At 40.6% G+C, this 20,207-nt stretch carries 19 protein-coding genes; 6 read left to right on the forward strand and 13 right to left on the reverse strand.

Annotated features, from left to right (window positions below; genetic code table 11):
• Window positions 1-168 precede the first annotated feature (168 nt).
• Entirely contained in the window at window positions 169-546 is a 378-nt protein-coding gene (locus tag AC3WTL_RS08585; RefSeq protein WP_222497145.1) for an NUDIX hydrolase, read from the forward strand.
• A 57-nt stretch (window positions 547-603) separates the two neighbouring features.
• On the opposite strand, the gene lpdA is transcribed toward AC3WTL_RS08585, so the two are convergent.
• The 5 genes from lpdA to AC3WTL_RS08610 form a co-directional block, all read right to left on the reverse strand.
• The gene (gene lpdA, locus AC3WTL_RS08590; protein WP_222497146.1) at window positions 604-2,013 is read right to left on the reverse strand and encodes a dihydrolipoyl dehydrogenase; all 1,410 of its coding nucleotides are present in this window, start codon (window positions 2,011-2,013) and stop codon (window positions 604-606) included.
• 6 nt (window positions 2,014-2,019) lie between these two features.
• On the reverse strand, window positions 2,020-3,366 hold the full coding sequence (locus AC3WTL_RS08595) for a dihydrolipoamide acetyltransferase family protein (protein ID WP_048010635.1): 1,347 nt from the start codon (window positions 3,364-3,366) through the stop codon (window positions 2,020-2,022).
• Window positions 3,367-3,450: 84 nt separating this feature from the next.
• The gene (locus tag AC3WTL_RS08600; protein ID WP_048010636.1) at window positions 3,451-4,428 is read right to left on the reverse strand and encodes an alpha-ketoacid dehydrogenase subunit beta; all 978 of its coding nucleotides are present in this window, start codon (window positions 4,426-4,428) and stop codon (window positions 3,451-3,453) included.
• A gap of 3 nt (window positions 4,429-4,431) precedes the next feature.
• Complete coding sequence (gene pdhA, locus AC3WTL_RS08605) at window positions 4,432-5,547, reverse strand: pyruvate dehydrogenase (acetyl-transferring) E1 component subunit alpha (RefSeq protein WP_048010637.1); 1,116 nt, start codon at window positions 5,545-5,547, stop codon at window positions 4,432-4,434.
• 595 nt (window positions 5,548-6,142) lie between these two features.
• Window positions 6,143-6,811, reverse strand: coding sequence for a YkyA family protein (locus AC3WTL_RS08610; protein WP_222497152.1), 669 nt, complete (start codon window positions 6,809-6,811; stop codon window positions 6,143-6,145).
• Between the two features lie 263 nt (window positions 6,812-7,074).
• Here AC3WTL_RS08610 and AC3WTL_RS08615 point away from each other — a divergent pair, with 263 nt between their 5' ends.
• Window positions 7,075-7,209 carry a YjcZ family sporulation protein gene (locus tag AC3WTL_RS08615; RefSeq protein WP_082139011.1) on the forward strand — a complete coding sequence of 45 codons (135 nt, stop codon included), beginning with the start codon at window positions 7,075-7,077 and terminating at the stop codon, window positions 7,207-7,209.
• Here the strand turns inward: AC3WTL_RS08615 and AC3WTL_RS08620 are convergent.
• Window positions 7,206-7,349, reverse strand: coding sequence for a hypothetical protein (locus tag AC3WTL_RS08620; RefSeq protein ID WP_492369286.1), 144 nt, complete (start codon window positions 7,347-7,349; stop codon window positions 7,206-7,208). The two genes, AC3WTL_RS08615 and AC3WTL_RS08620, sit on opposite strands and share 4 nt — an antisense overlap.
• 36 nt (window positions 7,350-7,385) lie before the next feature.
• Between AC3WTL_RS08620 and def the strand changes: the two genes are divergently transcribed.
• Window positions 7,386-7,937: a peptide deformylase gene (gene def / locus AC3WTL_RS08625; protein WP_197214769.1), complete on the forward strand. Its 552-nt coding sequence runs from the start codon at window positions 7,386-7,388 to the stop codon at window positions 7,935-7,937.
• Window positions 7,938-8,004: 67 nt separating this feature from the next.
• On the opposite strand, the gene AC3WTL_RS08630 is transcribed toward def, so the two are convergent.
• Window positions 8,005-8,781 carry a Cof-type HAD-IIB family hydrolase gene (locus tag AC3WTL_RS08630; RefSeq protein WP_048010641.1) on the reverse strand — a complete coding sequence of 259 codons (777 nt, stop codon included), beginning with the start codon at window positions 8,779-8,781 and terminating at the stop codon, window positions 8,005-8,007.
• A gap of 610 nt (window positions 8,782-9,391) precedes the next feature.
• Between AC3WTL_RS08630 and AC3WTL_RS08635 the strand changes: the two genes are divergently transcribed.
• Together AC3WTL_RS08635 and rnjA are read left to right on the forward strand one after the other, a co-directional pair.
• The gene (locus tag AC3WTL_RS08635) at window positions 9,392-9,604 is read left to right on the forward strand and encodes a DNA-dependent RNA polymerase subunit epsilon (RefSeq protein WP_035328587.1); all 213 of its coding nucleotides are present in this window, start codon (window positions 9,392-9,394) and stop codon (window positions 9,602-9,604) included.
• Between the two features lie 3 nt (window positions 9,605-9,607).
• The gene (rnjA, locus tag AC3WTL_RS08640) at window positions 9,608-11,275 is read left to right on the forward strand and encodes a ribonuclease J1 (protein WP_035328584.1); all 1,668 of its coding nucleotides are present in this window, start codon (window positions 9,608-9,610) and stop codon (window positions 11,273-11,275) included.
• 75 nt (window positions 11,276-11,350) lie between these two features.
• Here rnjA and AC3WTL_RS08645 read toward each other — a convergent pair whose 3' ends face one another.
• The 3 genes from AC3WTL_RS08645 to AC3WTL_RS08655 form a co-directional block, all read right to left on the reverse strand.
• A complete protein-coding gene (locus tag AC3WTL_RS08645; protein WP_048010643.1) occupies window positions 11,351-12,010 on the reverse strand; it encodes a potassium channel family protein in 660 nt (219 codons plus the stop codon).
• 145 nt (window positions 12,011-12,155) lie between these two features.
• Window positions 12,156-13,979 carry an ABC transporter ATP-binding protein gene (locus tag AC3WTL_RS08650; protein WP_222497155.1) on the reverse strand — a complete coding sequence of 608 codons (1,824 nt, stop codon included), beginning with the start codon at window positions 13,977-13,979 and terminating at the stop codon, window positions 12,156-12,158.
• A gap of 11 nt (window positions 13,980-13,990) precedes the next feature.
• Window positions 13,991-15,745, reverse strand: a complete 1,755-nt coding sequence (locus AC3WTL_RS08655; protein WP_492369287.1) for an ABC transporter ATP-binding protein — start codon at window positions 15,743-15,745, stop codon at window positions 13,991-13,993.
• Between the two features lie 242 nt (window positions 15,746-15,987).
• Between AC3WTL_RS08655 and AC3WTL_RS08660 the strand changes: the two genes are divergently transcribed.
• On the forward strand, window positions 15,988-16,848 hold the full coding sequence (locus AC3WTL_RS08660; RefSeq protein ID WP_048010646.1) for a mechanosensitive ion channel family protein: 861 nt from the start codon (window positions 15,988-15,990) through the stop codon (window positions 16,846-16,848).
• Window positions 16,849-17,196: 348 nt separating this feature from the next.
• Here AC3WTL_RS08660 and AC3WTL_RS08665 read toward each other — a convergent pair whose 3' ends face one another.
• The 3 genes from AC3WTL_RS08665 to ccpC form a co-directional block, all read right to left on the reverse strand.
• The gene (locus AC3WTL_RS08665; protein ID WP_492369288.1) at window positions 17,197-18,321 is read right to left on the reverse strand and encodes an N-acetyldiaminopimelate deacetylase; all 1,125 of its coding nucleotides are present in this window, start codon (window positions 18,319-18,321) and stop codon (window positions 17,197-17,199) included.
• Window positions 18,322-18,430: 109 nt separating this feature from the next.
• Window positions 18,431-19,141: a 2,3,4,5-tetrahydropyridine-2,6-dicarboxylate N-acetyltransferase gene (gene dapD, locus AC3WTL_RS08670; protein ID WP_248346830.1), complete on the reverse strand. Its 711-nt coding sequence runs from the start codon at window positions 19,139-19,141 to the stop codon at window positions 18,431-18,433.
• A gap of 102 nt (window positions 19,142-19,243) precedes the next feature.
• Window positions 19,244-20,128: a transcriptional regulator CcpC gene (gene ccpC, locus AC3WTL_RS08675; protein WP_048010649.1), complete on the reverse strand. Its 885-nt coding sequence runs from the start codon at window positions 20,126-20,128 to the stop codon at window positions 19,244-19,246.
• Window positions 20,129-20,207 lie beyond the last annotated feature (79 nt).

Genomic DNA, 20,207 nt, shown 5'->3' on the forward strand with positions numbered 1-20,207 from the left:
AACATTTGAATGACAAGCTAATATTTCCATTTACCATATGATAAAATACTCATAATTATTATGAATTGCTCACCTTCTGTCAAAAGGATGGAAAATTTTCATGACTTCTATACTGTTTTGGGGTCTCATGTAAAAAGGTGGAATTTATTATAAAGTGAGGGCAAAAGGATGAAAGGTCTGCCATTGTTATTGATTACTGCACTCTTGTTTTTGACCTCTTCATGCAATCATAAGGAAGTAAAAGAAGAGCTGAAGATAGACGATAATGTTAAGCAGCTTATTTTTTTTACTGATAATAAACAATATGAACAGGAAATCTCCTATTATGATGCCATCATCGAATTAAAAAGAAGCTATCCTGAACTAATTAAAGATATGAAAGTGATAACAGCAGCCGAAGCCAGTCACTTAAGCAATTATAAGGTAGAAAACTGCCCTGCCATTCTGCTGGTGTACCAAGACAAAGTATTAGTAGAAATAAAAGGCACTGTATCTAAAGATAAGATCATTTATCCGCTCGCCAAAGCCATGGATGAAAAGAACTAAAATCCGCAATCATCCACAAAAAAATCCTTCCCTGACAGGGAAGGATTTTTTATAGTATTATTTTACAATGTGAATTGGGCTTCCAATAGCAACTTCTGCTGCTTCCATTGTGATTTCACCCAATGTAGGATGTGCGTGAATAGTCATTGCAAGATCTTCTGCAGTCATGCCTGCTTCAATAGCCAATCCAAGCTCTGCAATCATATCAGATGCACTAGCACCGGCGATTTGCGCACCAATTACAAGTCCATCTTCTTTGCGTGTCACAAGCTTTAAGAATCCGTCAGTGGAATCAAGTGCAAGGGCACGGCCGTTAGCTGCAAATGGGAACTTCGCTGCTGTTACTTCGATTCCTTCTTCTTTAGCCTGCTGCTCAGTATAGCCTACAGAAGCTAATTCAGGCTCAGAGAATACAACCGCAGGGATAGCCAAGTAATCAATTTCAGCGTTATGGCCTGCAATTGCTTCAGCTGCAATCTTGCCTTCATAAGAAGCTTTATGAGCTAATTGAGGACCTGCAACAATGTCACCAATCGCATAAATATTGCTCACACTAGTACGGCATTGTTTATCAATTTCAATAACACCGCGTTCAGTCATCTTAACGCCGGCTTGCTCTAAGCCAAGTTCGTCTGTATTTGGACGTCTTCCGACCATTACAAATACATAATCTGCGTCAAGAGACTTCTCTTCGCCTTTTTCTTCAAACTTAACGGTAACTCCATTTTCATTCTCTTCAACACCCTTAGCAAGTGCCTTCGTAATGAATTCAACGCCTTTTTTCTTCAGGTTGCGTTTAACAAGAGATGACATTTGCTTCTCAAAGCCGATTAGAATATCATCTGCACCCTCGAGGATCGTTACTTGTGAACCAAAGTTCGCATATGCTCCTCCAAGCTCGATTCCGATAACACCGCCGCCGATAACGACGATTTTCTCTGGAATTTCCTGAAGAGCAAGGGCGCCTGTTGAATCAAGAACACGTTTAGAGAATTTAAACGTCGGCAATTCAATTGGACGGGATCCTGTTGCAATAATTGCATTTTTGAATGTGTAAGTTTGTGCTGAATTTTCATCCATTACACGAAGGGTATTACCATCAACAAAGTAAGCTTCACCACGCACGATGTCAACTTTATTTCCCTTTAATAGTCCTTCCACTCCGCCTGTAAGCTTCTTGACTACACCGGATTTGAATTCTTGAACTTTTGTAAAGTCAACCTTTACGTTTTCAGCTGTAATTCCCATTACATCTGAGTGCTTAGCATTTTCGTAGCGGTGGCCTGCTGCGATTAAAGCTTTTGAAGGAATACATCCAACGTTTAAGCAAACTCCGCCCATATTAGCTTTTTCTACGATTGTAACTTTTTGTCCAAGCTGTGCTGCACGAATTGCTGCAACGTATCCCCCTGGACCCGCACCGATGACTATAGTATCTGTTTCGATTGGGAAATCTCCTACTACCATTTGTAATTACGCCTCCATTAACAATAGTTCTGGATCGTTCAGTAAACGCTTGATGTGATTCAATGCATTTTGTGCAGTTGCTCCATCAATAATTCTGTGGTCAAAGCTTAGTGATAATGCCAATACTGGAGCAGCAACAATTTCTCCATCTTTCACTACCGGCTTTTCAGCAATGCGGCCAATTCCAAGAATGGCAACTTCAGGGTGATTGATGACAGGAGTGAACCATTGTCCGCCTGCAGAACCAATATTTGTGATTGTGCAAGAAGCACCCTTCATTTCGTCTGGAGCAAGCTTGCCGTCACGTGCTTTACCAGCCAATTCATTGATTTCATTTGAAATGGCAAATGTAGATTTGCGGTCTGCATCCTTAACAACTGGCACGAGAAGACCTTTTTCAGTGTCTGCCGCAATACCAATGTTATAGTAATGCTTCTGGATGATTTCACCTGCTGCATCATCGATTGAAGTATTTAGTGCCGGGAATTCACGCAATGCACTTGTTAATGCTTTTACCACATAAGGAAGGAATGTAAGCTTAATTCCTTTATTGGCTGCAACTTCTTTAAACTTCTTGCGATGTGCAACAAGTTTCGTAACATCAATTTCATCCATTAATGTAACGTGTGGAGCTGTATGCTTAGAGTTTACCATAGCTTTTGCAATAGCCTTACGGATTCCGCTCATTTTCTCGCGAGTTTCCGGATATTGTCCAGCAGGAATCACCTGTGCAGCTGCCGGTGCAGTTTCTTTTGCTTCAGCTTGTGGTGCAGCTTCCTGAGCAGGCGCTTCATTAGCTTGAGTACCGCCATTTAAGAATGAATCAATGTCATCTTTCTGGATGCGACCATTTTTGCCGCTTCCAGCTACTTGGCGAATATCTACGCCTTTATCACGAGCGTATTTTCTGACTGAAGGCATTGCAATAATGCGGCGGTTAGGATCTACATCCGTGTCAGAAATGGCTACGCCTTCTTTTCGTTCACCCTGTGCAGGAGCTTCCTCTTTCTTTACATCCTGGCCAGCTTCAGCAGTAGCCTGTACCTGTGCTTCTGTTTTTTCTTCTTTAGGAGCCTCATCTTCATGGTCTCCCTTGAATTTAAGATCTTCATATCCCGGAGCATCAAAAGTGATCAAAACTTGACCTACAGTTGCGACTGTACCTTCTTCAACTAGGATTTCTTCAACTTTACCTTTAACTGGCGAAGGAATCTCTACAACCGCTTTATCATTTTGAACCTCACAAAGCACGTCATCTTCTTGTACTTCGTCACCCGGCTTTACAAACCACTTGACGATTTCACCTTCATGGATACCTTCACCGATATCAGGCAATCTAAATTGGAATGCCAATGGAATTCACCCTCCTATTATTTCAATCGTTCTAGTAAAACACGTCAGGGGGATATTTTCCCCCTTGTGTCATTAGTTATTCAATTAAAACTCAAGTACTTTTTTAGCTGTTTCAATTACATCTTTATAGTTTGGAAGCCAAACTGTTTCAGCCTGCGGGAAAGCAAATACAGTATCTGGAGCAGCTACACGCAGAACTGGTGCTTCCAGGCTTAGAATCGCACGGTCATTGATTTCTGCAACAACATTTGCTGCAATACCGGCTTGCTTTTGTGCTTCCTGAACAACAATCGCTCTTCCTGTCTTTTCAACAGAAGCAATAATTGTCTCGATATCAAGAGGAGCCACTGTACGCAAATCGATAACTTCAGCAGATTTCCCTTCTTTTTCAAGCTCTTCAGCTGCTTTTAAAGATTCATGGACCATTGCCCCGTAAGTTACAATCGTCACGTCAGAACCCTCACGTTTAACTTCTGCTTTGCCAAGAGGAATTGTATATTCTTCTTCAGGCACTTCCTGACGGAAAGAACGGTACAATTTCATATGCTCAAGGAAGATAACAGGGTCGTTATCGCGAATAGCTGAGATAAGAAGTCCCTTTGCATCATAAGGAGTTGACGGAATAACAACCTTTAGTCCAGGCTGCTGAGCCATTAATCCTTCAAGGCTGTCAGCGTGCATTTCAGGAGTATGTACCCCTCCCCCGAATGGTGAACGGATTGTAACCGGTGAATTATATCTTCCGCCAGAACGGTAACGCATACGTGCCAGCTGGCCGGAAATAGAATCCATTACTTCATAAACGAATCCAAAGAATTGGATTTCAGGTACCGGACGGAAGCCTTGTAAACCAAGACCGACTGCCAGACCGCCGATTCCGGATTCAGCCAGCGGTGTATCAAATACACGCTCTTCGCCAAATTCTTTTTGAAGGCCTTCGGTAGCACGGAAAACGCCGCCGTTAACGCCCACATCTTCACCGAATACCAATACATTCGGATCGTTGCGCAATTCTGTGCGAAGAGCATCAGTAATTGCCTGAATCATTGTCATTTGCGCCATGGCTTACTTCGACTCCTTTTCTTTGTATAGTTCATACTGTTCTTTTAGGTTGTAAGGCATTTCTTCATACATGATGTTCATAAGGTCAGTAACCTTTTGCTTAGGTGTATCGTCAGCCTTTTTAATAGCTTCTTTAATATCTTCTTTTGCTTGTTCAATTACTTCGTTTTCCATATCTTCATTCCAGATTCCCTTATCTTCAAGGAACTTGCGGAAACGAACAAGAGGATCTTTCTTTTCCCATTCATTATCAAGGTCAGAAGTACGGTAGCGTGTTGGATCGTCACCAGCCATTGTGTGCGGTCCGTAACGATAAGTTAAAGTTTCGATTAATGTAGGACCTTCACCATTCAATGCACGTTCACGAGCTTCTCGAACAGCTGCATATACAGCAAGCGGATCCATGCCATCAACCTGAATTCCTGGAATACCGGCTGCCACTGCCTTTTGTGCAATTGTTTTAGCTGCTGATTGTTTTTCAACAGGAGTAGAGATTGCAAAACGGTTATTTTGAACAATAAAGATAGCAGGTGCTTTGAATGCTCCTGCAAAGTTGATGCCTTCATAGAAGTCACCTTGTGAAGCACCGCCGTCGCCAGTATAAGTGATGGCAACTTTCTTTTCGCCGCGCTTTTTCATGCCAAGGGCAACCCCTGCAGTCTGAATATATTGTGCTCCAATGATAATCTGAGGTGAAATAACATTTACACCTTCAGGAATATTTCCGCCTTCGAAGTGCCCGCGGGACCATAGGAAAGCCTGGTATAACGGAAGGCCATGCCAAATGATTTGAGGCACATCACGATAACCTGGAAGAATGAAATCTTCCTTCTCCAGTGCAAAATGAGATGCAAGCTGAGAAGCTTCCTGTCCGGCAGTAGGAGCATAGAAGCCCAAACGGCCTTGTCTGTTAAGTGAAATAGAACGCTGATCAAGAATACGGGTATAAACCATGCGGCGCATTAATTCCTGAAGCTGCTCATCGCTTAAGTCAGGCATTGCTGAATCATTAACAACCTTGCCTTCTTCATTTAAAATTTGTAGAGTTTGGAACTGTTCTTCAACTGTTTCGAGCTGTTTTTTCGCATCGAATTGTGCCTTCTTTGTTTTAGAAGCCATATCAGTCACCCTTTCCTTTCATAAAAAGACGTTAATTAAGAGTTTTTATACACAAAATTTAGGTTACCCAAAACGAAGCCATATTAGATACTCTTTCAAAAAGCAAAAAAGTACTTTTTCAGGCATGTTTTTATTAGCATCTCTAAATAGCAGAACGTTCTTTTCTGCCAAATGCATACTTGTAACTAGTGTTCCACAGATCACTTCTAAAAAAACGTCTTTCTGTTCATCTTTAACTATCATATTCTGTATTAGTTTATTTTGCAACAAAATTGATACAGAAATACTTACGAGATTTAGTTTAATACAGCTTCAGGACCTTCGTCAATAACCTTGCTTTTTGTTTTTCACAGTTATCATACTTTCTATATTTTATATCAAATTCCAGAACTGTATTAACGTCTGCACCTGATCTGTATTATAAAAAACTATTATATTTTCATGTGTTATAGTAAAGAAACTTCACCTGTCATTATTTTGAAATAAAAACGTCTGCATAAATTTAAGTAAGCGGATTCATAATGATCAGATGTCTCCATACGCATTAATAGCCAAAAAACAAAAAATGCCGCGCATTTACATGCCGGCATTAATATTATTCTTTTGTATTTATTTCCAGCCCTGCTTCTCTATAAAAATCAAGTTTTGCTTCATTATACTCTTTTGTTTTTTCATTGAAATGCTTATTTGAAGACAGAATCTTTTCATACATTTCATTTATTTCACTAATTTGAGTTTCAAGCTGCTCGAGAGTAAGGTCTTCCTTTTTAAACATTGCGTACAGCTCTTTATCCAGTTTAAGCGCTTTGGAATAGTCCTCATAAAGAGTGTCATGTATTTTATATCTGCCCATCATTATTTCGTGCAGTTTTTTAGCTTTATCTCTCAGTTTTTGACTCTCTATTTCCTCTATGATCGGAGATAATGATTCAAATTCCTTTTTTGATGCCTGTATGCTTTTCTGCTCTTTCTCCATATGATTTTTCCGCTGGTCCACAATCGAGGAAGCTTCATCAGACAGCTTCTTAATTTCCTCGAAATCCTTCATTCCCAGGTTGATAATTTTATCGTATAATTCCTTTTCTCTTTTCTCCAGCCTTACTAGCGGTTCCTGCTGCTTTTCAAAGTCCTTTTCTTTTTCAACTACATTCTCCAGAACATCATACACTTTTTCCTCTGGTTTTGGCTTGTTCATACAGCCTGAGAGGAAGATAGCTAAGATTATAAAAACATGCAACAGTCTGCTTTTGTTCAAAATTGACACGTTGAAACCTCCTTACTTATAACATTTTTAACTATAAAGGTACCCGCCATGTTTGACAATAGCCCTTTGGTTTGACACTTTTCACAACAGTTCACAGTTTGTCCTTTTTAGAAGTGTATTTAAAATTTATTCGCTTCATTTTTCCTTTATGACTTGGGCAAAGGCCTACACCATTCATCATTAAAAACATAGGCTATATTAATCGTCCGATGTGGCAAGGCAAAAAGATGGACGATAATCTTACTTTAGGGAGGTTATCCTTCATGTACGGATATGGCGGATACGGTTATGGATGCGGTTATCCAGTAGCGGGTGCAGGCTGCGGAAACGGCTTTGCGTTAATTGTAGTATTATTCATTCTCTTAATCATAGTTGGCTGCGCTTGCTGGAAGTTTTAATTACTTGAGAAGGTGCCAATAGCGCCTTCTCTTATTAACTTTTTTCCGCCGCTCTGATAGACTGAATATATTAATATTAACGTAATGCCTGGCAAACCTTTGGCTTTGCCATATGGTCTTCTTGCCAACAATTTAGCCATTTTTTTATTCTTTATTACATAGCGGGAGTGATAATCATGCTGAGCATGCAAGATATTATACGGGACGGCCACCCAACATTAAGGAAAATTGCCGCGGAAGTAAACATGCCTCCATCTGCAGAAGAAAAACAAATCCTGAGGGAAATGATGGAATATGTAAAAAACAGCCAGAATCCTGAGCTTGCTGCTAAGTATGGATTAAGGGCAGGCATTGGATTAGCCGCTCCTCAAATTAATATTTCCAAGAGGATGATTGCTGTCCATGTAACCTATAACGGCGAGCTGTTCAGTTATGCATTCTTCAACCCTAAGATTATTAGCCATTCTGTGCAGCGGTCTTATCTGGCTGCAGGAGAAGGCTGTCTGTCTGTTGATGAATCCATACCAGGTTTTGTACCCAGATATTCAAAAGTTACGGTTAAAGGCATTGACCTGGATGGCAATGAAATAAAACTCAAGCTAAAAGGGTTGCCTGCGATTGTCTTCCAGCACGAGATTGATCATTTAAACGGAATCATGTTTTATGATCACATAAACAAACAGAATCCTTTTGAGCCAATCGAAAATGCCATTGCTGTAGAACGATAGAGTGCCGATGCATTCACAACACTACAAAAGAAAGCCTCCAGCTATGAAATCGGAGGCTTTTTCTCTGCTATATTAATTGGAGTTCCTTTAGTCCCTTCCAGATTCCTTCCTGGTCCACTCCTGATGTTACGTGGTCTGCTGCCTTCTTAACCACTTCTTCTGCGTTGCCCATTGCTATCCCCGTTCCGACAGCATTCAGCATCTCTATATCATTCAGCCCATCACCAAATGCATATACATCCTTCAAATCAAATCCAAGTCTTTTAATCATTTGCTTTATCCCTTCAGCTTTGGACCCCCCAGCAGGCAATACATCTACGGAATATGGATGCCATCTGATAAAGCCAAAGTCAGGATATGCAGATGAAGAAATATACTTTTCCTCATCTTTTTCCTCGCAGAACAGCAATGATTGATATAATTCCCTGCCGCTGTAAAACTCCCGGTCTTCCTCAGGATGCGTGAACTTTAAGCTCCCCATGCTTTCCTCTATAAATGGATGATGGGTAACTGAGGCTTTCATTGTTTTCTCATTCATAAACACTAATGGATGTCCGTTTGACTGTGCATGCCGATATAGCTTTTCAATTTCAGCCGTTTTTAAAGGATTTCGGTATATCGGCTCGTTTTCAAATACGACATATTGTCCGTTAAAGCTGACAAATGAATCAATATCAAGCTCACTGCGCAAGTTCTCATACATGAAAGGAGCTCGGCCGGTAGCAATCGCCACAAAGGTCCCATTCTTTTTCAGCTTTTCTATTGCCTCTTTCGTACTATCCGGTAAATTTTTTTCGTGATCCAACAAGGTCCCATCTATATCAAAGAAAACAATCTTTTTCATATAAAACAATCTTCCTTTCAAGCAGTATTCTGCTGGCTTTTATTACTATTTTATCGTAATAAAACACTAAACCCATAAAGTAAAAAAGTCAATTTCATTGCTAGAAAGAATGGTAATTTCCATTTTTACCCACGATAAATTCAGTTATTTTACCATATAATATAATTAAGAAAAGCGGAATCTCCTTGCCCGCGAAGGACGCAGACTAAAAAAGCAGCCCGGTGGAGCTGGACAGCAAGAAAAGCAGCCACATTAATTACAAAAAACGTGTGAAAACGTCCTTGCTGTCTTTACTTTGGACAAGGATCGTTTAAAATAGAAAGTAAGGAGTTGATCCACTATGTTAAAGAAGCTGAGAAAGAAGCTTTTAAAACAGTGGAATGATATGCTTCGAAAAAAATCTATTGCCTGACAAATTTGAGCCCTTCAAACTTGCGAAGGGCTCCTTCCTTATTGTAAATTGGTTATCAGTATACTTTTTACATAGATTCGGAAGCGTATTAGCATCTAAGAGAATTAATATTCATATCCCGCAGGAAAAAACATGTAATACATGTTATTATTTTATATATTAGATAAAAGTTTTTTATCGGATTAAGGAGAGATAGAAATGATTTTCAAGGTATATTATCAGGAGTCCAAGACAGAAGTACCGGTTAGGGAAAAAACAAAAACGATCTTTGTGGAAGGCGATTCTGAAAGAGACGTTCGCAAAAAGCTGGCTGACCGCAACTATAATATTGAATTTGTAGCATCTGTTCAAGGAGATTTCCTGGAATATGAAAAACAAAGTGAAGACTTTAAAGTATTGGAGATTGAGTAATTTATGAAATTTGTTAAAAATGATCAAACAGCCGTTTTCGCCCTGGGCGGACTTGGCGAAATCGGAAAGAACACTTACGCGGTTCAATTCCAGGATGAAATTATCCTGATTGATGCCGGAATCAAATTTCCTGAGGACGAGCTTCTCGGAATCGATTATGTTATTCCTGATTACACTTACTTAGTTAAAAACGAAGACAAGATAAAGGGATTATTTATTACCCACGGACATGAAGACCATATTGGAGGAATTCCATACCTTCTAAGAGAAGTCAACATACCGGTTTACGGCGGAAAGCTGGCTCTCGGGCTTCTGAGAAATAAACTTGAAGAACACGGTCTATTAAGACAGACCACTCTTCATGAAATCAAGGAAGACGATATCATTAAATTCAGAAAAACTTCCGTGACTTTCTTCAGGACAACTCATAGTATTCCTGATTCATATGGAATCGTTGTCAAAACACCGCCAGGACAAGTTGTTCATACCGGGGACTTCAAATTTGATTTTACCCCTGTAGGAGAGCCTGCCAACCTGACGAAAATGGCCGAAATCGGTAAAGAAGGCGTCCTTTGCCTGCTTTCCGACAGTACAAACAGTGAAATACCTGAATTCACCATGTCTGAACGCCGAGTTGGCGACAGCATTCATGACATCTTCCGCAAGGTTGAAGGACGGATTATCTTTGCCACATTCGCTTCTAATATCCACCGTCTTCAGCAGGTGACTGAAGCAGCCGTTACAAATGGCAGAAAAATTGCTGTCTTTGGCAGAAGTATGGAAGCAGCCATAAATATCGGACAGGAACTAGGATATATTCAGGCACCTAAAGATACGTTTATTGATGCACATCAAATTAACAGACTACCAGCGAACCAGGTGACCATTCTTTGTACAGGAAGCCAGGGAGAGCCGATGGCGGCCCTTTCTAGAATTGCTAATGGAACGCATCGCCAGATACAGATCATTCCTGGTGACACTGTTGTATTCTCTTCTTCACCTATTCCAGGGAACACAATAAGTGTCAGCAGAACGATTGACAGACTTTCCCGTGCAGGTGCCGAAGTCATTTATGGTAAATTAAGCGATATTCACACATCCGGTCATGGCGGCCAGGAAGAACAGAAACTAATGCTTCGTTTAATAAAGCCCAAATTCTTCATGCCGATTCATGGTGAATACAGAATGCAGAAAATGCATGCCAAATTGGCTGTAGATTGCGGAGTGGAGGAAGAGAACTGCTTTATCATGGATAATGGTGAAGTTCTGGCTCTCAGCGAAGATTCTGCTCAGGTAGCCGGAAAAATCCCGTCTGGTTCTGTCTATATTGATGGTAGCGGAATCGGTGACATCGGAAATATTGTTTTGCGAGATCGCCGCATTCTTTCTGAAGAAGGTTTAGTGGTTGTTGTAGTGAGCATTAATATGAAGGATTTCAAAATTGCTGCAGGACCTGACTTAATTTCCCGCGGATTCGTTTATATGAGGGAATCCGGAGATTTAATCAATGATGCACAAGCACTCATCACAAAACACTTAAGCAAGGTTATGGAACGCAGAACAACTCAATGGTCAGAAATCAAGAATGAAATTACTGATACGCTTGCACCATTCCTTTATGAAAAAACAAAGCGCCGTCCAATGATTTTGCCGATTATCATGGAAGTTTAAAAGATCCCAAGAGCTATAAATATAAACTAAAAAAAAGGCTGTATCGCTCAAATGAGAGATACAGCCTTTTGCCTATTAAGACATCACTTTCTTTTCAAACCGGTTGATGTCCACGTCTGCTCCAATAACAATAAGAATATCGTCAAATTGTATTTTTTCATTCGCCTGCGGAGAAACGATAATTTCATTTTTTCTTTTAATTGCAACAATGTTGATTCCGTACTTTGCCCGGATATCCAGATCTATAATGCTGTGGCCGGCCAATTTTTCATTAGCCACGATTTCTACTATGCTATGTTCATCAGAGAGTTCCAGATAATCCAGTACATTATTTGAAACAATACTATGGGCAATCCTTCTGCCCATATCCCTTTCAGGATGCACAACATGATCGGCTCCTATTTTCCTCAATACCTTAGCGTGATAATCATTTTGCGCCTTAACCGTAATCTTATTAACTCCCACCTCTTTTAAAATCAAGGTAGTCAGGATAGAGGCCTGAATATTATCTCCAATCGCTACAATAACATGGTCAAAATTGCGTATTCCCAAACTCTTGATTACAGTTTCGTCAGTGGTATCGCCAACTACTGCGTGCGAAGCAACTCTCGCAAATTCATTCACACGGTCTTCATTAACATCAATCGCCATAACCTCCATACCTTCTTCAGCAAGAGCATGGCAGATGCTTCCTCCAAAACGTCCAAGTCCGATTACAGCAAATTCTTTCTTCATCCTATCTTCCCCCAGCCAAGTTAGCAATATAGACAATAATACCATAATAGTGTACCCAGTAGAATAGCTATTAGAATTACTTCCTGACAGTAGTAAAACCCCCGTCTGGAGGTTTTAATCTATTCATTAAATTACTTCAAGCATGTTAAATTGCTTCAAGCATATTAAATTGTGCCTTAACCAAATGGAAATATTCACCTTTCGCATTCATCAATTCCTCATGATTCCCCTGTTCTAAAATATTTCCATGATCGAGCACGAAGATTTGATCGGATTCCCGAATAGTCGATAGCCTATGTGCGATAATGATAGCCGTTCTGCCCTTTAAAAGGGTCCTTAATGCCTGCTGGATCTTCATCTCTGACTCTGTATCAATACTTGCTGTAGCTTCATCAAGTATAAGAATACGCGGGTCTGCAAGCAATGCGCGGGCAAAGGAGAGCAGCTGCCTCTCACCGACCGATAATACATTCCCTCTTTCCTCCACTTCGGTTTCATATCCCTTTGAAAGTTTTTCAATGAATCCATGTGCACCGACAGCTTTGGCTGCTTCCACTACCTCCTCATCCGTTGCGTCAGGCCTGCCAAAACGGATATTATCGCAGATTGTGCCGGAAAATATGAAAGTATCCTGCAGCACAACACTGATTTGCTTGCGCAAACTTGATAAAGAAACATCCTTTAAATCATAGCCATCTATTTTTACAGTGCCTCCTGTGGGATCATAAAAACGGCTGATTAAATTCGCTATCGTTGTTTTTCCAGATCCTGTATGACCGACGAGTGCTGCTGTTTGCCCTGCTTTTATCTTAAGGGAAACTTCATTTAGGGCTATTCTTTTTTCATCATAAGAAAAAGTGACATTCTCAAATTCTATCTTGCCTTCTATCTCCTGCAAATTCACCGCATTGTTTCTTTCTGATACGATTGGCTTCTCATCTAGAAACTCAAAGATTCTTTCAGAGGAAGCCATCCCCATGAGCAGCTGGTTATAAACCATACCAAGCCGGGAAATAGGCTCCCAGAACATCCCTAAATAAAAGGCAAAAGAAACAAATACGCCGATCGATATTGACCCTGTCTGAATCAGATGAGCTCCAAACCAAATCAATACAGCAGTACCCAGGGCATTGGTCAATTCAACCAGCGGTCTGAACATAGCGTTTTTCTGGGAGGCAACCCTCCAGCTTTCAAAGTTCTCTGTGTTCACACCATCAAAGAATGCCATATTCTCTTTTTCCTGTGTAAAAGATTGGGTAATCCTTATTCCCTGTATACTCTCATTTAAATGAGAATTCAATTTGGATTGTTTTAACCGGACAGTTTGCCATGACCTGCGGATATTTCTCCGCAAACTGGTTGAAATAAAAAACATGATGGGCAGGATGACCATTATTGCCAAGGTCAGTTCCGGACTTAGTGTAAATAAAATAATGAAAATCCCTGCCAGCATGATCAAATCCATCAGCAGATTTATGACTCCATTAGTAAAAAGCTCCTGGAGAGAATTAATGTCATTCATGATCCTTACCAGTATGGATCCTGCTGACCGCTGATCAAAAAAACCATGAGAAAGTGTCTGTACGTGTGTAAATAAATGTTTTCGAAGGTCATAAATAACACTTTGGCCAAGCTTATTCATCCATTTAATCCTGAAGTAGTTTGCAGCGTATGAAATGGTGTAAAGCGCTCCAATCAATGAAACCAGGACGGCAAGCAGCCGGCCGTCTTTTTCAATTAATGCCTTATCTAACGTATACACACCAATCAAGATTGGAATGATTAGCCTGACTGCCGTATTTATTAATACCATTATAATAGAGAGCGGGAGTAAATTTTTCCTGTACGGCCCCATATAACTGAATAATCGCAGCATCTGCTTCCAATTAAATGGCTTCTCGATCACTTCGTCAGCAGAATATTGGAACCTGTTTAACACTTTGTCATTTTCTGTTTTAGCTTTTTTCAATGACGCACCTCCTAGCCTGCATTTGATTGGAGAACCTTATCGCGGTCCTGATATTGAATATCGTAAATCCGCTGATATGGGCCATTATTTTTAAGCAGCTTTTCATGTGTCCCCCGTTCAGCCACTCTCCCGCTCTCAAGCACAAGTATTTCATCTGCATGCTTAAGGGAAGAAATCCGGTGGGCAATGATAAAAGTAGTTCGATCAGCCATTACTTCTCTCAAAGCTTTTTGTATTCTGAATTCTGTTTCCATATCCACCGCGCTTGTTGCATCATCCAGAACTAAAATGCTTGGATCAGCACAAATAGCCCTTGCTATCGCTATTCTTTGCTTCTGGCCGCCTGAAAGCCCCATGCCCCTCTCGCCAAGAACGGTATCGTATTGTTCAGGAAGCTCCATGATAAATTCATGAGCCTGTGCACGTTTGGCAGCTTCAATGATTTCCTCCATTGTTGAGTCAGGCTTCCCAAATGCAATATTTGCTTTAATCGAAGAAGAAAACAAGAAAGATTCCTGAAGAACAAAACTGATGTTGCTTCTCAGAGACTTAAGAGAGTAATCCTGCACATTTTTCCCATCAATCATCACATTACCTTCAACCGGCTCATAAAATCTTGTCATAAGCTGTGTTAAGCTCGTTTTACCTGACCCCGTAGAGCCGATTAACCCAATTACCTTTCCCGGCTCAGCATGAAAAGAGATATTTGATAAAGCATCATTGTCATCCTTCGTATATTTCAGGGTAACATTGCGGAATTCCACCTCTCCCAGCAAACGTTCTGTATGAACAGATGAATCGGTATCCTCAATCTCATTATCTGCTTCAAGAATCTCAATGAGCCGCTCTCCGGATGCTTTTGACTGTGAAAATAGGTTAACAATAAAGCCTAAGTTCATAATTGGCCACATAATATACCAGACAAGGCTATAAAAGGCGACAAGTTCCCCTGGATTCAGACTGCCGGCCATAACAAGATAACCGCCGTAAGCCAGAAGCAGTACAACACTTAAATTACCGAGAAATTCCATTAACGGGAAGTATTTGGCCCAAATATCCGAAGTAAAGAGATATTTATCTCTGTAATCGCTGTTAGAGCCGTTGAATTTATTAATCTCAAAGTCTTCCCGTGATAATGACTTCACAGTATTAATCCCGCTTATATTCTCCTGAACTTTTGTATTCAGACGCCCGAATGATTTCCGGATGCCACGGAAAGCCGGATGTACAGCCTTGTCGAATTTAAAGGTTACTACTGCAAGAAAAGGGAGGGTAATAAGTGTGACAATAGCAAGTGGAACAGAATAATAAAACATGACCGACATACTGATGAGGATCAATAAACAAAAACGAATGAGTTCAGAAAATCCGAATGAAAGAAAGAACCGGAATCCCTCAACATCTGCAGTAAGCCGGGACATTAAATCTCCTGTTTTTGCATTATCATAATACCTGAAAGGCAGGAACTGCAGTTTTTCATATAGTACATTTCTAAGCTTATAGACCGATGTGATTCCAAATAAATCACCAGTGTACTGATGGATATAAGTCGCCGCCCCTTTCACGGCCATTATGGCAATAAAGCCTAAAGCCAAATAAGGGATCCACCCATAATTCCCTCCTATGATAACTTCATCAATGGTCACCTGCAGGATCATTGGATACACAACCGTTATCGCTGTCACAATAAACAGAAAAAATATGGACCAAATAAAGTAATGTTTAAATGGCCAATAATATTGCTTTAACTTTTTAAATGTTTCCATCTGCATTCCCCCTTTTAATTTGCGGAAAAATTAGAAAAGTTAGAACGTAATATTAAATATATCGAGTTTCGAAGTATTTTTCCACCCCTTTTTGGTTGATTTAGCACTTTTTTTAAATTCATACTTATAAGCAGGATTCAGTTGTTCTCTCAATTATGAATCTGCTGAAAGGCTAAGGTTTGCATCTAAAACACTGTTACGATAGAATGATGACTTTAAGACTAATGAAAGGACAGTGGAAGATGGAATATCTAAATTTTTCACAATTAAATTGGGAAGCCCTGCTGATTGATGCTGGCCTTCTTCTATTAAAAATTGCTGCTATTTACTTTGCATTTGTGATTGTTAAATCAGCTGGGAACAAAATCATCCAAAAAAGCTTTGAGGGGATTGCGAAAAAGGAAAGAATATCCCCCGGAAGGTCGAAAACACTTCTAAGTCTTGCTGAAAACATATTCTCCTATGTTCTTATTTTTATTTTCGCTGTTACAATTCTGCAAATTTTTGGAATAAAGGCAACTGCCATTCTTGCCGGTGCAGGGGTAATCGGTTTAGCAGTCGGCTTTGGAGCACAGGGTCTTGTCAGCGATGTAGTAACAGGATTTTTTATCTTGCTGGAGAGGCAAATTGACGTAGGTGATTATGTAACAACTGGAAATTACTCAGGAATAGTGGAGCAGATTGGATTAAAAACCACTCAAATCCGAGGATTTGACGGAACTTTGCATTACCTGCCGAACCGGGAGATTACCAGTCTGAGCAACCATTCACGCGGAAACATGCGTGCACTGGTGGATATAGGAATTTCTTATGATGACAATATTGATGAAGCTATCACAGTCCTTCAGGAAGCATGCGACAGGATCGCTCAGGAAAACCAGGCGATTGTTGAGGGCCCGAATGTCATTGGCGTCCAAACATTAGGTTCATCTGATGTTGTACTAAGAATCATTGCCAAGACTGAAAACATGGAACAGTGGGCTGTCGAACGGCAGCTTAGAAAAGCTCTGAAGGAAGCTTTGGATGCCAGCGGGATTGAAATTCCATTCCCCCATCAGGTGCTGATTCAAAAACAGGCAGGAACAGATAGTGCTGCCGGATAAAGTGAAACTTCAATCAGTGGGGATCTTTATCCCCACTGATTGTTAGTTGAGGCCCACAGGAAGTGGGTCACAAAGACGTTGCCACAGGATAAGGAAAGCTACGGCAGCGATACATCGCACGACCGAAAGCGGCAGCTTTTGGGAGGACGTGGCGTTCTTAGTCTTTGTTCGCTTTTCGGCCTTTACGGGCAGTTTGGTTTGACCCCCACTTATCCCCCTTTGGCTCCTCTGAATCTTGTAATGGGGGTCTTACTGCCCGTTAGACTGCGATAAAGAGAAAGCAAAAAAGCTGATTTCGCAGATCCTAAAAGGGTTTATGAAATCAGCTTTATTATAGTTATATATGCTTTAGCCTTTATATTTTAAATATGCCGCAATCAATTCAATTGCAGTTTCGATTGCATTTTCATTCGGATTCAGTCTGGCATGATGAAGTCCATATTCTGAGTCGACGCCAAGCCAAAACATGAAGCCCGGAATTTCTTCAAGCATATAGCCGAAGTCCTCACCTGTCATGGCTTCACGGCATTCAACCACTTTTATGTCTGTATTGGTGCGTGCAAAATCCATGAATTCCCTTGCTAAGGTTTCCTCATTGTAAACCTGATGATACATGCTTCCGTAGTCAATTGAAGCTTCACATTCATACCCAACTTCGATACCTTTAACAAGTGCCTGAATTCTGCTTTTCACCTTCTTCATTGATTCTGGAGTCAGAGTGCGAATGGTACCTTCAAGCCTTGCTTTTTCAGCTATGATGTTTTGAACAGTGCCACCTGTTATTTTTCCAATTGTAACGACTGCGCTGTCAAGGGGGTCAACGTTCCTCGAAATGATGGACTGAAGCTGGCTGACCAGGGTACATGCTGCCACGACCATATCATTGGTATTATGCGGATATGCGGCATGTCCCCCTTTTCCTTTTAAATCAATAAATAGCTCCGACGTATTTGCAAAAAGCAAGCCTTCCCTCAATGCGATGGTTCCGACAGGATATTCCGGAGCAATATGGAGGGCCAATATCATATCCGGTTTCCATTCCTTCATTATTTCAGATTTAAGCATAGGTTCTGCACCGCCAGGCCCTTCTTCAGCTGGCTGAAATATAAACAATAAATCATCGTTAATGCGTTCTTCTATGAATTTTGTTATTAGGCCAAGTGCAATAGACATATGAAAATCATGCCCGCAGGCATGCATTTGTTCACTATGCTCGGATTTGAACGGCAGACCTGTCTCCTCTACAATCGGAAGGCCGTCTATATCAGCACGATACCCAATCATCCTGGATGGGTTCCTGCCGCTGATTTTCACAAAAATACCCGTTTTCCAAGTTTTTATTTCCAAATTGTCCTGAGGGAGAGAATACAGGTAATCTAATAGAAACTGCTGTGTTTTAAATTCACAGAACCCTAACTCCGGTATTTTATGCAGCTCACGCCGTAATGAAACGAATGGATTGTTTGTGACCAAAACTATCTTCCCCTTTTTTAAAATGCCCCTATATATTCCTTCACACAATAGCAATCATGAATTATTCCTTTAGAAAAAGCGCGGATCGAGATCCACGCTTTTTAAACTATTATAATTGGCGAAGTTCCTGCTTAATTTCAGTCTTAGACTTAGTCTTTTCATCAATCTCTTTAATCACACGAGCTGGTGTGCCTGCCACCACTGTATATGGGGGTACATCATCAATGACAATGGCACCCGCAGCAACTACAGCACCCTTGCCAACAGTTACACCTTCGAGAACCACTGCATTTGCTCCGATTACTACATCATCTTCTACAACAACAGGTTTTGCTGAAGGAGGCTCAATAACGCCTGCCAATACAGTTCCTGCTCCAATATGGCAATTCTTGCCGACTGTAGCTCTTCCGCCAAGTACAACATTCATATCGATCATTGTGCCTTCACCGATCACGGATCCGATATTTATGGAGGCACCCATCATGATTACAGCGTTATCCCCGATTTCTACTTGGTCACGGATGATGGCACCCGGCTCAATGCGCGCTTTAATATTTTTCATATCAAGCAATGGAATCGCAGAGTTTCTGCGGTCATTCTCAATTACATAATCTTCAATTTTTGACTGGTTTGCTTCAATAGCCTGGCTAATTTCAGACCATTCACCAAACACTACCCCGGCGCTGCCATTTACAAAGGACTTAGCTGAAGCTCCGAAGTCGATTCCCTCTATATCACCTTTAATATAAACCTTTACAGGTGTGGATTTTGTGCTGTTCTGGATAAAAGAAATAATCTCATTGGCATCCATCATTTTCATAATAAAAATCCTCCTCTATGTATAACATTGCAACTAGAATTACTTTAACAAACAAAAGCGCTGAAAACAAGAAAAAAAAATGACGGAAGAAAAAATGGGGTTTCACTGTCTTTCTTCTTCAATGTGCTCCTTTATCAACTCAACAAATGCCTGCACCTGCTTGAGCTGAAAGGCCGATTCGTATCCCAGAAGCCACGTATCACGCTTAATCGGCAAATTATTCTCGTCAAGCAGCGGGATCTTAAAAATATTTTTCTCTGCACCATTCAGCGTAATGGCCGGGAGAATGGCGTACCCTATTCCATTGAAAGTCATTTGCTTGCATGTTTCAATTTGGTCAACTACTATTGTCCTTTTTGGAGAAGTTTTGAACTGCCGCAGCCACCAGTCCTGAATTTCCTGATAATAGTTTGAATCACTCTTGAACTGAATAAATGGCCGATCTGTTTCAAGAACCTGCTCCGGCCTTGTAATTTCTGTATCAACCAGATAAAGACTGTCCTTAAATAAAGGGATTTTAATCCCCTTCCAATCCGGAGTCCCTCTGATAATTCCAATATGAACCTGATCATCATAAAGAGATTTTAATATTTCACTGCTCCAGCCGGTAATCAGAGATATTTTTGCCTGGGGATAGCGGCTGACAAACTTTTTAAGAACCTGCGGCAGCCAATTCTGTCCGACAATTGAAGCAACTGCAATTTTTAAAGTTCCATGAACCTCCGAATTAAGGGCAGTAATTGACTCCCTCACTTTTTCTTCTTTGGCCAGAACTTCATTTACAAATTGAATAACAATTTCTCCAGCCGGTGTCAGAGACAATCCCTTTTGGGAGCGGAGGAATAGCTTGTTGCCCCATTCCTTTTCAATATTCACAAGACGCTGTGAAAGCGCCGGCTGCGATACAAATAAACGCTCAGCCGCTTTTCTCATATTCATTTCCTGTGCCAGTACCGATAAAAGATGAAATTCTGTAAGTGAAGACATAAACATCTTCCCTTCATAAATTTTTCTTATAGTATATCTTAATTACTTTTGAATTTCTTTATCATCGATAATGGTTTGG

This window comes from Cytobacillus sp. EB106-05-05-XG126 (assembly GCF_058791715.1).

Excerpts from the sequence above, each read along its gene's own strand:
- AC3WTL_RS08585 (WP_222497145.1), top strand. The coding sequence starts at position 169 with ATGAAAGGTCTGCCATTGTTATTGATTACTGCACTCTTGTTTTTGACC.
- AC3WTL_RS08645 (WP_048010643.1), bottom strand. The coding sequence starts at position 12,010 with ATGAAGAAAGAATTTGCTGTAATCGGACTTGGACGTTTTGGAGGAAGC.
- dapD (WP_248346830.1), bottom strand. The coding sequence starts at position 19,141 with ATGAAAATGATGGATGCCAATGAGATTATTTCTTTTATCCAGAACAGC.
- AC3WTL_RS08655 (WP_492369287.1), bottom strand. The coding sequence starts at position 15,745 with ATGGAAACATTTAAAAAGTTAAAGCAATATTATTGGCCATTTAAACAT.
- def (WP_197214769.1), top strand. The coding sequence starts at position 7,386 with ATGCTGAGCATGCAAGATATTATACGGGACGGCCACCCAACATTAAGG.
- AC3WTL_RS08630 (WP_048010641.1), bottom strand. The coding sequence starts at position 8,781 with ATGAAAAAGATTGTTTTCTTTGATATAGATGGGACCTTGTTGGATCAC.
- rnjA (WP_035328584.1), top strand. The coding sequence starts at position 9,608 with ATGAAATTTGTTAAAAATGATCAAACAGCCGTTTTCGCCCTGGGCGGA.
- lpdA (WP_222497146.1), bottom strand. The coding sequence starts at position 2,013 with ATGGTAGTAGGAGATTTCCCAATCGAAACAGATACTATAGTCATCGGT.
- AC3WTL_RS08600 (WP_048010636.1), bottom strand. The coding sequence starts at position 4,428 with ATGGCGCAAATGACAATGATTCAGGCAATTACTGATGCTCTTCGCACA.
- ccpC (WP_048010649.1), bottom strand. The coding sequence starts at position 20,128 with ATGTCTTCACTTACAGAATTTCATCTTTTATCGGTACTGGCACAGGAA.
- AC3WTL_RS08620 (WP_492369286.1), bottom strand. The coding sequence starts at position 7,349 with ATGGCTAAATTGTTGGCAAGAAGACCATATGGCAAAGCCAAAGGTTTG.
- pdhA (WP_048010637.1), bottom strand. The coding sequence starts at position 5,547 with ATGGCTTCTAAAACAAAGAAGGCACAATTCGATGCGAAAAAACAGCTC.
- AC3WTL_RS08660 (WP_048010646.1), top strand. The coding sequence starts at position 15,988 with ATGGAATATCTAAATTTTTCACAATTAAATTGGGAAGCCCTGCTGATT.
- AC3WTL_RS08615 (WP_082139011.1), top strand. The coding sequence starts at position 7,075 with ATGTACGGATATGGCGGATACGGTTATGGATGCGGTTATCCAGTAGCG.
- AC3WTL_RS08635 (WP_035328587.1), top strand. The coding sequence starts at position 9,392 with ATGATTTTCAAGGTATATTATCAGGAGTCCAAGACAGAAGTACCGGTT.